Here is a 13751-nt window from a genome sequence, read left to right on the forward strand (position 1 = left end):
CATGATTCGCCTGCAAGTCATCGACGACGAACCGGCCATCCTCAAGGCCATACAACGTCTGCTGCGCCAGGAGGACTGGCAGGTGGACACCTTCAGCGACCCGCAGGACGCCCTGCAAGCGCTGACCGGAGCAAGCTACAACCTGATTCTCTGCGACCTGCGCATGCCGCAACTGGACGGCATCACCTACCTGCAGTTCGCCCGCCAGCGCCAGCCAGGCGCCATGCGCCTGCTGTTCAGCGGCAACGGCGACCGCGAAAGCCTGGTGCAGGCCATCAACCAGGCGCAGGTACAACGCTTCATCAGCAAGCCATGGGATGACTACGAACTCCTGGAAACCCTACGCAGCTGCCTGCAACTGCAACAACTGCAAATGGAACAGCAACGCCTGCTGCTGCAGGTGCAACAACAACAGGATCAGTTGCAACGCCAACAGCAGGCGTTACAAGAGATGCAGCGGCGCCACCCGCAACTATTCAGCCTGACCCGCGCAGAAGATGGCAGCATTCTGCTGGAGGAACATCCCGGATAACCCGCCCGGTGCATGCGGCAACAATTTTGCCACTGTCGCGGCAACGCTGAGGCACTACACTGCTCGACTAGGGACAGAACGCCCCCGCGCCGATCACAACCGACATGGACTGCTATGCCCGTCACGCTGGCCTGCCTGCTTGCCTTGCTTCTCGCCCTGCCCTGTTGGGCACAAAGCGTTGCCGAACCGCGCCCCAGCGTGGTGGTGCGCTACTTTGAGTTTCCGCCGTTCAGCTTCACCAATCGCCAGGGCCAGCCAGACGGCAGCGTGCTGCGCCTGACCCGTCGCCTACTCGAGGAAGCCGGTTATGCCGGGGATATCCGTGCCCTACCCAGCGCCCGCGTGTATGCCGGGCTGGCGGATGGCAGTGTACAGCTGTGGCCAGGGGCTCCGGGCGTACCACAACTGCAGGACAAGGTACTGGAGGCCGGCGTCACCCTGGGCCAGGTCACGCTCAATCTGTACTACCGTGAAGGCGAACCACGCCCCAACCTGCCGGGCGACCTGCGCGGCAAACGCCTGATCCTGCTCAACGGCTATACCTACCGCCCGCCGGTTTCCGACTGGCTGCGTGACCCGCGACTGCGCCTGCAACTAACCCACACGCGCACTCATCAGGCCGCGCTGGCCATGCTGGAACGGCGCCGCGGCGACTACCTGATCGACTACGACAGCCCGATTGATCGCGAACTGCGCGAAAGCGGTGATGCACCACCGCCCGCCATCCCCCTGCTGAAACTGCCGGTCAAGCTGATCTACTCGCGCCATAACCCGCAGGCCGAGCAACTCCGCGACGATCTCGACCGCGCTTACCAGGCCCTGCGCGAGGCCGGTGTCGACCTGGACATCTGATCAGCGGCGCGGCTTGGCCCGCGCCGTGGGCTCGGCGATCAGCGGGTCGTCCGGCCAGTAGTGCTTGGGGTAGCGGCCCTTGAGGTCCTTCTTCACCTCGGCATAGGTATTGGCCCAGAAGCTGGCCAGATCCTGAGTCACCTGTACCGGCCGGCGCGCCGGCGACAGCAGGTGCAGCAGCACGCTCTGCCGGCCACCGGCAATACGCGGCGTTTCGGCCAGACCAAACAACTCCTGCAGGCGCACCGCCAGCACTGGCGGCTGTTCGCTGTAATCGATGGCAATGCGCGAGCCGGACGGCACGCTCAGGCTCTTCGGCGCCAGCTCATCCAGGCGCTGCGGCAGCGGCCAGGGCAGCAGGGCCGCGAGCATGGCCGACAGGTCGAGGCTGGCAAAGTGGCTGAGCCGGCTGACCTTGCCCAGGTAGGGCAGCAGCCAGTCTTCCAGCGAATCGCGCAGCGCCGCATCGGACAGGTCTGGCCACTCGCTCTCGCCCTTCTGTTGCAGATCAAGCCGGCGCAACAACGCGATACGTGCCTGCCACTGGCGCAACTCCGGCGTCCAGGCCAGCAACTCCAGGCCCTTGCGTCGCACCAGGGCGAGCAACGCACCACCGCGCGCAGCCTCGTCCAGTTGCAGCAAGGCCCGGCTGTCGAGCACCAGCTCGCCAACCTTGCGCTGGCGCTCGGCACGCAGCACGCCCTCGCGTTCGTCCCAGTCGAGCACATCCAGTTCACGGACCTGCTCGACCAGCGGCCCGTCGAACAGCGCAGTCTGCAGATCGGCCGCCAGGTAGATGCGCTCCTCGCGCTGGCCCTGACGACTGCCCAGGTCGGCGATCACCAGCCACTCGTGCTTCATCAGCGCATCGGCCTCGGCAAACAGCGCCGCGCGGCCATTGGCCAGGCGGTATTCGGCCCCGCCGGCGCGACGCTGACGGGCGATGCGGTCCGGGTAGGCGAAGGCCAGCAAGCAGCCAAGCCAGCGCGGGTGTTCCGGGTCAGCCACCGCCTCAGCGGCCTTGCCGCGAAGATAAGCACGGAACTGCCGGGCCAGCTGCCGCGCGCGCTGCACGCCACCGCGGGAGCCCCCCGACGCCCGCGACTCACCTGCCAGCAGGCTCAGGCGACTGTGCAGATCGGCACCCGCGCCGCGCAGGATGTCGCGCTCGGAGAGCAGCGCCGCCAGGTCAGCCGCCAGCGCCCCGAGCCCCAGCGCCTGGCCGCGCAGCAGCAGATGGGCGATACGCGGATGCGCCGGCAGCTCGGCCATGGCCTGGCCATGGGCCGTGAGTACGCCGCGTTCATCCAGCGCACCGAGGCGCGCCAGCAGATCACGGGCCTGGGCGAAGGCAGCCGGCGGCGGCACATCCAGCCAGGCCAGCTCTGAGGGTTCGACACCCCAGCGCGCCAGCTGCAGGGCCAGCCCGGCCAGATCGGCCTGCAGGATTTCCGCCTCACCGTAGGCGGCCAACTGCTCGTGCTGGCTCTGCGACCACAGGCGGTAGCACACCCCCGGCTGCAGACGTCCGGCCCGGCCGGCGCGCTGAGTGGCCGAGGCGCGGGCGATACGCTGGGTGTCCAGACGGGTCATGCCGCTGGCCGGGTCGAAACGCGGCACCCGCGCCAGGCCGGCATCCACCACCACGCGCACGCCGTCGATGGTCAGGCTGGTCTCAGCGATATTGGTGGCCAGCACCACCTTGCGCTGCCCGGCCGGCGCCGGTTCGATGGCCGCGCGCTGCGCGGAGAGGTCCAGCTCGCCATGCAGCGGACAGAGCAGCACGTCCGCGCGCCCGGCCAGCTGGCCCTGCAGCTGCTCGGCCACCCGGCGGATTTCTGCCTGGCCGGGAAGAAAGACCAGCAGGCTGCCGGACTCGTCGCTCAGCGCCTGCAGCACCGTCTGCACCACGCGCGGCTCGATCCATTCGCCGGGCTGCCAGGGCGCGCCCCAGCGGATGTCCACCGGGTACATGCGCCCTTCGCTGGACACCACCGGCGCCTCGCCGAGCAGCGCGGACAGCCGCTCGCCTTCCAGCGTGGCCGACATCAGCAGCACCTTGAGCGGCGTGTCGCGCAGCAGCTCGCGGCCATTGAGGGTAAGCGCCAGCGCCAGATCGGCATCCAGGCTGCGCTCGTGGAATTCATCGAAGATCACCAGCCCGACGCCCTCCAGCGCCGGGTCGTCCTGCAGGCGGCGGGCAAGAATGCCCTCGGTGACCACCTCGATGCGCGTACGCGGACCGACCTTGCTGTCCAGGCGAATGCGATAGCCCACCGTCTCGCCGACCGGTTCGCCCAGCTCGCTGGCCAGGCGCTCGGCAGCCGCGCGCGCGGCCAGACGACGCGGCTCCAGCATGACGATGCGCTGCCCGGCCAGCCACGGCTCGTCGAGCAGCGCCAGCGGTACGCGGGTGGTCTTGCCGGCACCGGGTGGCGCCTCCAGCACCGCTTCATGGCCTGCAGCCAAGGCGCGGCGCAGGTCGGGCAATACAGCGTCAATCGGCAGCGGTGTCATCATTTCTCCCCATCAGGGCAGCGATTATAGCGATGAACCTGACGCCTTCAGTGCGGTCGTTAGTCCAGCCCGGTATAGTTCGCCACCTTGTCATGTTGTGGAGGTCACCATGTCCCTGCGTCCCCTGGCAGCTCTGCTGATCATTACCCTGAGCGCACAATTAAGCGCCTGCGGCACCCTCTTCTATCCGGAGCGGCGTGGGCAGATTTCCGGGCAGATCGACCCGGCCATTGCCGCGATGAATGCCATCGGTGTGCTGTTCTTCGTCATTCCGGGACTGATTGCCTTTGCCGTGGATTTCTCCACCGGGGCTATTTACATGCCTGGCAGTCGCTACAGCCTGGCTCCCGAACGCTTGCAGCCGGCCCTTCAGGCCGATGGCCAGGTCGATCTGGCACGCCTGCAGGCGATTCTCGCCGAGGAACTGCAGCTGTCTCTGGCCCTCGATCACCCTGCGCTACAAGTCCATCAGGGTGAGTTGCCGCAGCTGGCTCGTTTTGGCCTGGCACCACGCGGCTGAGCCTCATGGCCATCTCCCAGGAACATGCCCGACTGCTCCGCCTGGCTAGCCGTACAGCGCTGGGCGTAGCCCTGACGCTGGTACTGGCCAAGGCTATCGCCTGGTGGCTGAGCGGCTCGGTAAGCCTGCTCGCCGGCCTTACCGACTCACTGCTGGACAGTGCAGCGTCGCTGCTCAACCTGCTGGCAGTGCACTATGCCATTCGGCCGGCCGACGACGACCATCGCTATGGCCACGGCAAGGCCGAATCACTGGCCGGGCTGGCTCAGGCGGCCTTTATCGCGGTCAGCGCGCTACTGGTGGGCGCCCAGGCCATCCAGCGCCTGCAAGACCCACAGCCACTCGGCGCACCGCTGCTGGGCATTGCCGTGATGCTGCTGTCACTGCTGCTCACCGCCGCGCTCCTGCTGCTGCAACAACATGTCATTCGCCAGACTGGTTCACCGGCTATCCGCGCCGATTCGCTGCATTATCGTTCCGACCTGCTGCTCAATAGCAGCATCCTGCTGGCCCTGGCTCTGGCCGCCTATGGCTGGGAAGAACTGGATGCGCTGTTCGGCCTGGCCATTGCCGGCTATATCCTGTGGAGCGCACTGGGTATTGCCCGCGATTCGGTGGCGGTACTGATGGACGAAGAACTGCCACCCGAGGTGAGCCAGCATATGCATGCCCTGGCGATTGCCGTTCCCGGTGTGCAAGGTGCCCACGACCTGCGCACCCGCGTATCCGGCAGTCACTGGTACGTGCAGCTACACTTGGAGTTGCCTGGCCAGCTCCCTCTGGAGCAGGCTCATGCCCTGTGTGTCGCCGTAGAGCAGGCCATTACTCAGGCTTACCCCCGCGCGGAAGTGCTGGTCCACGCCGACCCGGTATAAGCGCCGCACAAAAAAGGGCAACCCGAGGGTTGCCCTTTTTTGTTGTCCCGATGCGCGGCGGGTAGCTACGTGTTCATCGCCTGCCTGATTGGGCAGTGCGGACCCGGGGGCCTGGTCGCTCCGGTGGAAGCGCCGGCGCCGCGACACCTGGTTGGGCGAAGCGGTTGGACAACTGTCCGGGCCATGAATCTGGGAGAAATAATAAGCCCACAAGCGCGACAGGTGTTTGCTAAAATTGCGCAATAAAGCCACTCCATAGCAACAAATAAAAATAAAAACACAAGAATGCGCAATAAAAACAAAAGGAAAGCATCGTGAGCACTCTGGACCGTTACGACCTGAAGATCCTCGCCGAACTACAACGCGACGCCCGCGTATCCAATCAGGAACTGGCCGAACGCATTGGCCTGTCGCCTTCGCCTTGCTCGCGCCGCGTCAAGCAGCTCGAGGATGACGGCCTCATCCTGCGCCAGGTAGCGCTGCTGGATCGCAAGAAGCTGGGGCTGACCCTCACGGCCTATGTGCAGATCGGCATGGATCGCCACACCCCGGAACGCTTCGAGAACTTCGAGCAGGCCATTCGCCAGTGGCCGGAGGTGCTCGAGTGCAGCCTGGTCACCGGCATGGATGCCGACTACCAGCTCAAAGTCGTGGTGCCGGACATGGAGCACTATCAGCAATTCCTGCTCGGCCGCCTGACGCGTGTCGAGGGCGTAACCAGCGTGCGCTCCAGTTTTGTACTCAACCAGGTGGTGTCCAGCACACAGCTGCCACTGAGCCATTTGCGTTAGAATCCGCGACCTGACGCAACCCACCCGACGAGGCCGGCATGGAACCCGAACAGTTCGAAGCCCTGATGATGTATGTACTGGTAGGCGGCCTGATGGCTTTCATGGCCTTCATCATCTGGGACCTGGCCAAGAAGTCCAAAGCCGGGCGCCTGGGTACCGCTATCCTGTTCCTCGGCCTGGGCCTGTGCTTGTTCGCCTTTGCCGCCAAGCCGATCATTGGCTATCTGATCGGCCTTGCCCAGGGTATCGAATAATTCCCGCGTTCTTTCTGGAAGCCCTTACGCCATGAGCGAGTCACCCTATATTTTCGATATTTCCGGTACCGCCAGTTTTGAACAGCTGGTCATCGAAAACTCCTTCCACAAACCGGTGCTGGTGGACTTCTGGGCCGAATGGTGCGCGCCCTGCAAGGCCCTGATGCCGATGCTCGCCAAGATCACCGAGGAATACCGCGGGGAACTGCTGCTGGCCAAGGTCAACTGCGATATCGAGCAGGATATCGTCATGCGCTTCGGCATTCGCAGCCTGCCCACCGTGGTGCTGTTCAAGAATGGCCAGCCGGTGGATGGCTTTGCCGGGGCGCAAGCGGAGTCAGCCGTCCGCGAGATGCTCAAGCCCCACGTCGCCGAGCCAGCCCCTCTGGCGGCCGACCCCATGGAGGCAGCCCGTGAGCTGTTCGAAGCCGGGCATATCGGCGAGGCCGAGGCACAGCTCAAGCAGTTGCTGACCGAGGACAATGAGCAGGCTGCAGCACTGATTCTCTACGCGCGCTGCCTGGCCGAGCGCGGTGAACTGGGCGAAGCCGAGGCCGTACTAAACGCCGTAAAGGGTGACGAACACAAGCAAGCCCTGGCCGCCGCCCGCGCCCAGTTGACCTTTCTGCGCCAGGCAGCCAGCCTGCCCGAGCCGGCCACGCTCAAGGCGCGTCTGGCCCAACACAACCAGGATGACGAGGCCTGCTACCAACTGGCTATTCAACAGCTGGCCCGGCAACAGTACGAGCCGGCCTTGCAGGGGCTGCTGCAGCTGTTCGTACGCAACCGCGGCTACGCCGAGGGCGCGGCGCACAAGACCCTGCTACAGGTCTTCGACCTGCTCGGTAACGACCACCCACTGGTTACCGCCTACCGGCGCAAGCTGTACCAGGCGATCTACTAAGAGCAGCGGCAAGCCAGTCATTCGACGCGCCACGCAGTCACTTGAGGCTAATAACCCTACCCCTGCCAGCAATAGCGCGCCGTATCTCCAAGACTTTCCACGCGCACCTGCGGGCAATGGCGTAGCTGCACCAGCAGACGCTTGCCCGCCTGTGCACTGCCCGTCAGGCCGACCAACTCGGCGAGCAACTGCGGGGCATCCAACTCGCCCGCCGCGCATAAAAGCTCCTGCGCCTGCTGCAGCCAGGCGTTACCTTCCCCGGTGCGTCCTGGCGGGGCTGGCGTTCTGGCAACCGGCTGGGCGGCACACTGCGCGCTCAGAGCCGCCCAATCCTGCTCATCCAGCTCCAGGGTCAGGTCCACCGGCCAGGCCCCTATATGTCCGCGCACTCTGATCATTGCCTCACCTCCTGCAGTAGCTGCCCATGCTCCCATGCAAAGCACGTTGCGGCATAGTCTGGCTGGCCAGCCACAGCAAAACCTTGTTATAACGTAACAATCATTGCATTCATCAGGAGCCGCCATGCGCCCTCTGCTTCTCGCCCTGCCCTTCGCCCTGCTACCGCTGACTCTCGCCCAGGCCCATCAGCACGCGCATAAACACGACCACCCGCATGCGCATAACCATGAGCATGCCGAGCATGGCAGCCTGGGCACCCATGAGCACGGCACGGCCGAGCTCAATGTGGTGCTCGACGGCCAAACCCTGGAAATTGCACTGAAGAGTCCGGCCATGAACCTGCTCGGCTTCGAGCATGCCGCGAAAAGCGCCGCCGACAGGGCCAAGGTGTCCGCCCTGCAGCACCAGCTGCAAGCACCCCAGACCCTGCTGGGCCTGAGCAGTGGAGACTGCAGCCTGGCCAGCCACACGCTGGAAAGCCCGTTATTGGCTGCCGAGCAGGCGCACAACCCGCACGACCAGAAGCATGACCATAAGCATCAGCACGGCGATGCCGAAGCGGCCCATGACCACGACGCCAAGCACAGCGATATCCACGCCCACTACCAGTTCGACTGCCAGCAGCCAGACGCCTTGAAACAACTTGATCTGAGCGAACTGTTCAAAGCCTTCCCCGGCATGGAGAAAATTCAGGTACAACTGATCGGCCCCGCCGGCCAGCAGGGCCTGGAGCTTGGCCAGGGCAAGACCACCCTTAGTTTCTGATCTTTTTCGACCAGCAGATCGGCCGGGGCAACCCGGCCGTTTAATGTATGAGCCAAGCGCTGATAGAACTGTCCGACCTCGGTTTTGCCTGGCCCGGCCAGGCGGAGTTGCTGGACATTCCCGCCTTCACCCTGCAGCGCGGGGAGAGCCTGTTCCTCAAGGGCCCCAGCGGCAGTGGCAAGACCACCCTGTTGGGCTTGCTCGGCGGCGTGCAAAAACCGCAGCGCGGTCAAATTCAGGTGCTCGGCCAGAACCTCAGCCAGTTTTCCGCCGGTGCCCGCGACCGCTTCCGAGTTGACCATACCGGCTATATCTTCCAGCAGTTCAACCTGCTGCCGTTTCTCTCGGTACGCGAGAACGTACAACTGCCCTGCCATTTCTCGCGCCTGCGTGCGCAGCGGGCCCGCCAACGCCATGGCAGCGTCGACCAGGCCACGGCCATCCTGCTCGCCCACCTGGGCCTGGATCAGCCCGATCTGCTTGAACGACGCGCCGATGCGCTGTCCATCGGCCAGCAGCAGCGGGTGGCCGCCGCCCGCGCCCTGATCGGCCAACCGGAGCTGGTGATTGCCGACGAACCAACCTCGGCCCTGGACGCTGATGCCCGCGCAGCCTTTCTTCAGCTGCTGTTCGCCGAATGCCGCGAAGCCGGCTCCAGCCTGCTGTTCGTCAGCCATGACCAGAGCCTGGCACCACGCTTCGACCGTAGCCTGTCGCTGGCCGAGCTGAACCGCGCCACTCAACTGGCGGAGATCTGACCATGTACTTACTACGCCTGGCCCTGGCCAGCCTGGGCAACCGCCGCTTTACCGCCCTGCTTACCGTATTCGCCATCGCCCTGTCGGTATGCCTGCTGCTCGCCGTAGAACGGGTACGTACCGAAGCCCGAGCCAGCTTTGCCAATACCATCAGCGGCACCGACCTGATCGTCGGCGCGCGTTCGGGCAGCATCAACCTGCTGCTGTATTCGGTATTTCGCATCGGCAATGCAACCAACAATATCCGCTGGGACAGCTTCGAGCGCTTTGCCGAGCACCGCCAGGTGAAATGGGCCATCCCCATCTCCCTGGGCGATTCGCACCGCGGTTACCGGGTCATGGGCACCAGCACGGCCTACTTCGAACACTACCGCTACGCCCGTAGTCAGCCTCTGCAGCTGCGCGTGGGCCGCACCTTCACTGATGATCCCTTCGAGGTGGTGCTGGGCGCCGAAGTGGCCCAGGCCCTGGGTTATGGCCTGGGCGAGCAGATCGTCCTGGCGCATGGCGTGGCCCCTATCAGCCTGCTCAAGCATGACGACAAGCCCTTTAGCGTGGTCGGCATCCTGGCCCGCACCGGTACCCCGGTGGATCGCACCCTGCATATCTCCCTGGCCGGCATGGAAGCCCTGCATATCGACTGGCAAAACGGCATGCCCGCCCGCGGCGCCGCGCAGGTCAGTGCCGAGCAAGCTCGGGCCATGGACCTGCAACCGAAACAGATCACTGCATTTCTCCTGGGCCTCAACAGCAAGATCGCCACCTTCAGCCTGCAGCGCGAGATCAACGAATACCGTGGCGAGCCGCTGCTGGCGATCCTGCCCGGCGTAGCCCTGCAGGAACTGTGGAGTCTGATGGGCACGGCGGAAAAGGCACTGTTCGTAGTCTCGCTATTCGTCGTGCTCACCGGCCTGATCGGCATGCTCACAGCCATCCTTACCAGCCTCAACGAACGCCGCCGGGAAATGGCCATCCTGCGCTCGGTGGGTGCGCGCCCCTGGCATATCGCCGGGCTGCTGGTGGTCGAGGCCTTCGCCCTGGCCCTGGCCGGGGTGCTGCTCGGCTTGTTGCTGCTGTACCTGGGCATTGCCGGCGCCCAGAGCTATGTGCAGGCCCACTACGGCCTGTACCTGCCACTCAGCGCGCCAAGTGGCTACGAGTGGCGGCTGCTCGGCGCTATCCTGGCGGCCGCCCTGCTGATGGGCTGTGTGCCGGCCTGGCGAGCTTACCGCCAATCCCTGGCCGATGGCCTGTCGATCCGCCTGTAGCGAGAGCCCCATGCGCCTGTTACCCGCATTGCTACTTTCCGGCCTGGCCTGTCTGGCCTTGGCTAGCGAACCCCGTTTGCTCAACTGGAGCGAGCTGATCCCGCCAGACGCACCTCCCCAACCCCTGCAAATTCAGCCCCTGCACGGCCTGGAACAGTTGGCGGCTGAGCTGGGCGAGCAAGCCCCAGCGGCCACACAACAGGGCATCGACGCCCCGGTGGTCAAGGCTCTGCATGGCCAACACATCAAACTACCGGGCTACATCGTGCCGCTGGATATCGACGAGCAGAATCGCGTCAGCGAGTTTCTCCTGGTCCCGTTCTTCGGCGCCTGTATCCACGTGCCACCGCCGCCCAGCAATCAGATCGTCCACGTGCGCAGCGAGCTGGGCGTGATGCTGAACGATCTCTACCAGCCCTTCTGGATCGAGGGCGCGCTGAGCGTGGAAAGCATCGACAGCGAACTGGCGCAAGCCGGTTACCAGATGCACGCCGAGAAGATCTATCCCTACGAACTGTAGGTGCATAGCACCACTTCATTGAGCCAAGTCAAAAAACTCTTTAGCAAGCTACCTAACATAGGCTCCAGTAAGAACCACCACCTGACTACGGAAGTCACTGGAGTTATCAATGAAAAAAACACTGCTCGCCACCAGCATCCTGGCCATCGCCCTGACTGCTCCCCTGGCTCACGCGTACAAGGCTGGCGACATCATTGTTCGCGCCGGTGCGGTTACCGTTGATCCCCACGAAAGCAGCAGCGACATCTGGGTTGGCGCACTGAATACCGACGTTCCGGGCACCAAAGCCACGCTGGACAGCAACACCCAGCTGGGCCTGACCGGCACCTACATGATCACCGACAAAGTCGGTATCGAACTGCTGGCCGCCACGCCGTTCAGCCACAGCGTAGGCGTCAAGGGCATGCCGGGACAGTTTGCCGGCCTGAATGGCAAACTGGCGGACATCAAGCACCTGCCGCCGACCCTGAGCGCCGTGTACTACCCGCTGGATTCGAGCTCGGCTTTCCAGCCCTATGTCGGCTTGGGTCTGAACTACACCTGGTTCTTCGATACCGAACTGACCAGCGAGGCTAAAGACAAGGAGTTCAGCGGCTTCGATCTGGATGATTCCTGGGGCTTGGCTGGCCAGGTCGGCATGGACTACATGCTGACTGACAACCTGCTGTTTAACGCCCATGTGCGCTACATCGACATCGATACCCAGGGCACTACCAGCTTTGGTGGCCGCGAAGTGAAGGTCGATGTTGACGTGGATCCGTGGGTCTACATGGTAGCGCTGGGCTATAAGTTCTAAGCCCCGCTCCAACATGGCCAGGGCGGCAATGCCCCTGGCCATGTATGCATTGCGTGCGTTCCCCGGAAAGCGCACTCAATGGTCAGCTCCCTGGAGCTGCAAGCCGGCCACGCTTGGTGCCGGTGGTCTGAACCACAGTCCTTTGGGCATTCCCCAAGCGGCGCTTCGGCGCCGCTTTTTTATGCCTGCTTAACGCCCGAGCAAACAGGCCAGACCGTCTACCAGCGGTGTCTCCAACGGCACGCTGTAATGCGCAAGCAGGCGCCGATTATCGGCTCGCGAGTGGCGAATATCTCCTGATCTTGGCGCAACATGCGTGATCGCTGGCAAGCGCCCCAACACCTGCTCGATCGCCCGCAACAACTGCAATAGGCTCACCGCCTGGTTGCGTCCAACATTCACCGCCCCCGATGGCACCTGCTCGGCCAGCAGAGCCTGCACCAACAGCTCGACCAGCTCGCCGACATAGAAGAAATCACGCGTCTGCTCACCATCGCCGTACACCGTGATGGGACGACCGGACAACGCCCGCTCGGCAAAGATACTGATCACCCCGGAATACGGCGAAGACGGATCCTGGCGCGGGCCATAGATGTTGAAGAAACGAAAGATCGCCGGCTCCAGAGCATGCTGCCGGGCATAAAAGTCCAGGTAATGCTCGCTAGCCAGCTTGTCGACCGCATAAGGCGTCAGCGGCGCTTTGGGCGTATCCTCGGCGATCGCCTGGCCTTCGCCGTTCTGCCCATAGACCGCCGCACTGGATGCGAACACCACACGACGGACGCCCTGCTCACGCATGGCCTCACAGACATTCAGCGTACCGATGAAATTGCTTTGGTGGGTGGCTACCGGCGCCTCCACCGAGGCCTGCACCGAAGCCACCGCCGCCAGGTGCGCCACCGCTCGACAGCCTTGCAGCGCCTGACGCACACAGGTCGCGTCAGCTACATCGCCCTCCAGCAGGTGCAGGCGCGGATGCGTCAGTTGCAGGTTATCCGGCTTACCGGTGGACAGGTTGTCCAGCACGCGTACATGACAGCCCGCAGCCAGCAGGCGATCGGCCAGGTGTGAACCGATAAAGCCGGCTCCGCCGGTAATCAGGATAGGCGCATCAGTCATGTCGGAAGTAACGATCCAGCAGGGCCGGCAGGCCCGCGCGCCAGGCACGTGGCTTGATACCGAACGTATTGAGAATTTTCTTGCAGGCCAGCACCGCGTGCTGAGGCTCTTCACCGGCATCCGGACGCGCCGCGTGCGCCTGGGCCTGCACGTCCTCGGCCTTCAATGCACGCAACTGACGCGCTTCGCCAAGCAAGGTCTGCCCCAGCACCAACGAACTGGTCGCCTCGATGCCACCATAGTGATAGGTGCCCCAGAGTGGCGCCTGGCAGTCCAGCTGCTTGAGTACCGCCAGGATCACCCGGGCGGCGTCATCCACCGGGGTCGGATTACCGCGCCGGTCATCCGCCAGCCACAAGGTTGCATCGCTGGCCGCTCGCTTGAGAAAACGCCCCAGGCGCCCCTGGGGGGAGTCATCCAGTAACCAGCCAAAGCGCAGCAGGACGTGGCGCGGACAGGTCGCACGCACACACTGCTCGATACGCCACAGCGATTGGCCACGCAAGCCCAGCGGACGCGCCTCATCCTTCTCGCTATAGGCCGTGGCACGCATGCCATCGAACACCCGATAGCTGGAAGGCTGCAGCAGCGTGATCGCATGGTGCTTGCACAACTCGGTCAATCGCTCGATGGCTCGTTCCTGCGCGACACAGCGTGACTCGGCGAGGTGCTCCGCCTGGAACCAGTCGTCGTAGTAGGCCAGGTTGACCAGCACGTCCGGACGCGTGTCGTCGATCAACTGGGTCAGACTGGCACTATCCCAACCCTGCTCGGGAGGGCGCGGCGCAAGGAAGCCGATGTCTTCTTCGGCACCCAGACGAATCAGCGCCTGTCCCAGGGCGTTACCGCCGCCGAGCAATACCAGGCGCATTTTCAGACGA

At 64.2% G+C, this 13751-nt stretch carries 16 protein-coding genes; 12 read left to right on the plus strand and 4 right to left on the minus strand.

Going from position 1 to position 13751, the window contains the following annotated elements; translation table 11 throughout:
* Nucleotide 1 precedes the first annotated feature (1 nt).
* Nucleotides 2-532 carry a response regulator gene (locus CFY91_RS06965; protein WP_093985626.1) on the plus strand — a complete coding sequence of 177 codons (531 nt, stop codon included), beginning with the start codon at nucleotides 2-4 and terminating at the stop codon, nucleotides 530-532.
* Between the two features lie 114 nt (nucleotides 533-646).
* Nucleotides 647-1384: a substrate-binding periplasmic protein gene (locus CFY91_RS06970; RefSeq protein WP_093985627.1), complete on the plus strand. Its 738-nt coding sequence runs from the start codon at nucleotides 647-649 to the stop codon at nucleotides 1382-1384.
* Here CFY91_RS06970 and hrpB read toward each other — a convergent pair whose 3' ends face one another.
* Entirely contained in the window at nucleotides 1385-3901 is a 2517-nt protein-coding gene (gene hrpB, locus CFY91_RS06975; protein WP_093985628.1) for an ATP-dependent helicase HrpB, read from the minus strand.
* Between the two features lie 109 nt (nucleotides 3902-4010).
* On the opposite strand from hrpB, the gene CFY91_RS06980 reads away from it, so the two are divergent.
* From CFY91_RS06980 to trxA, 5 genes are all read left to right on the plus strand, one after another.
* The gene (locus tag CFY91_RS06980) at nucleotides 4011-4421 is read left to right on the plus strand and encodes a polyribonucleotide nucleotidyltransferase (RefSeq protein ID WP_093985629.1); all 411 of its coding nucleotides are present in this window, start codon (nucleotides 4011-4013) and stop codon (nucleotides 4419-4421) included.
* 5 nt (nucleotides 4422-4426) lie between these two features.
* A complete protein-coding gene (locus tag CFY91_RS06985) occupies nucleotides 4427-5296 on the plus strand; it encodes a cation diffusion facilitator family transporter (protein WP_093985630.1) in 870 nt (289 codons plus the stop codon).
* Between the two features lie 314 nt (nucleotides 5297-5610).
* On the plus strand, nucleotides 5611-6087 hold the full coding sequence (locus tag CFY91_RS06990; protein ID WP_093985631.1) for an Lrp/AsnC family transcriptional regulator: 477 nt from the start codon (nucleotides 5611-5613) through the stop codon (nucleotides 6085-6087).
* Nucleotides 6088-6125: 38 nt separating this feature from the next.
* Complete coding sequence (locus tag CFY91_RS06995; protein ID WP_093985632.1) at nucleotides 6126-6341, plus strand: DUF2788 domain-containing protein; 216 nt, start codon at nucleotides 6126-6128, stop codon at nucleotides 6339-6341.
* 31 nt (nucleotides 6342-6372) lie between these two features.
* Nucleotides 6373-7245: a thioredoxin gene (gene trxA, locus CFY91_RS07000; RefSeq protein ID WP_093985633.1), complete on the plus strand. Its 873-nt coding sequence runs from the start codon at nucleotides 6373-6375 to the stop codon at nucleotides 7243-7245.
* Between the two features lie 56 nt (nucleotides 7246-7301).
* Here the strand turns inward: trxA and CFY91_RS07005 are convergent, their stop codons facing one another.
* On the minus strand, nucleotides 7302-7643 hold the full coding sequence (locus CFY91_RS07005) for a hypothetical protein (protein ID WP_093985634.1): 342 nt from the start codon (nucleotides 7641-7643) through the stop codon (nucleotides 7302-7304).
* Between the two features lie 124 nt (nucleotides 7644-7767).
* Here CFY91_RS07005 and CFY91_RS07010 point away from each other — a divergent pair, with 124 nt between their 5' ends.
* From CFY91_RS07010 to CFY91_RS07030, 5 genes are all read left to right on the plus strand, one after another.
* Complete coding sequence (locus tag CFY91_RS07010) at nucleotides 7768-8409, plus strand: DUF2796 domain-containing protein (protein ID WP_093985635.1); 642 nt, start codon at nucleotides 7768-7770, stop codon at nucleotides 8407-8409.
* A gap of 47 nt (nucleotides 8410-8456) precedes the next feature.
* Nucleotides 8457-9167 (plus strand): ABC transporter ATP-binding protein, encoded by a 711-nt coding sequence (locus tag CFY91_RS07015; RefSeq protein ID WP_093985636.1) that lies wholly within the window; start codon nucleotides 8457-8459, stop codon nucleotides 9165-9167.
* A gap of 2 nt (nucleotides 9168-9169) precedes the next feature.
* The gene (locus CFY91_RS07020; RefSeq protein WP_093985637.1) at nucleotides 9170-10435 is read left to right on the plus strand and encodes an ABC transporter permease; all 1266 of its coding nucleotides are present in this window, start codon (nucleotides 9170-9172) and stop codon (nucleotides 10433-10435) included.
* Nucleotides 10436-10445: 10 nt separating this feature from the next.
* Complete coding sequence (locus CFY91_RS07025) at nucleotides 10446-10955, plus strand: DUF3299 domain-containing protein (RefSeq protein WP_093985638.1); 510 nt, start codon at nucleotides 10446-10448, stop codon at nucleotides 10953-10955.
* Between the two features lie 109 nt (nucleotides 10956-11064).
* Complete coding sequence (locus tag CFY91_RS07030) at nucleotides 11065-11751, plus strand: OmpW/AlkL family protein (protein WP_093985639.1); 687 nt, start codon at nucleotides 11065-11067, stop codon at nucleotides 11749-11751.
* Between the two features lie 189 nt (nucleotides 11752-11940).
* Here the strand turns inward: CFY91_RS07030 and CFY91_RS07035 are convergent, their stop codons facing one another.
* On the minus strand, nucleotides 11941-12870 hold the full coding sequence (locus CFY91_RS07035; protein ID WP_093985640.1) for an SDR family NAD(P)-dependent oxidoreductase: 930 nt from the start codon (nucleotides 12868-12870) through the stop codon (nucleotides 11941-11943).
* Nucleotides 12863-13747, minus strand: coding sequence for a sugar nucleotide-binding protein (locus CFY91_RS07040; protein ID WP_093985675.1), 885 nt, complete (start codon nucleotides 13745-13747; stop codon nucleotides 12863-12865). The genes CFY91_RS07035 and CFY91_RS07040 overlap by 8 nt, the downstream gene beginning before the upstream one ends.
* Between the last annotated feature and the right edge of the window lie 4 nt (nucleotides 13748-13751).

This window comes from Pseudomonas fluvialis, from assembly GCF_002234375.1.
GTDB lineage: Bacteria > Pseudomonadota > Gammaproteobacteria > Pseudomonadales > Pseudomonadaceae > Aquipseudomonas > Aquipseudomonas fluvialis.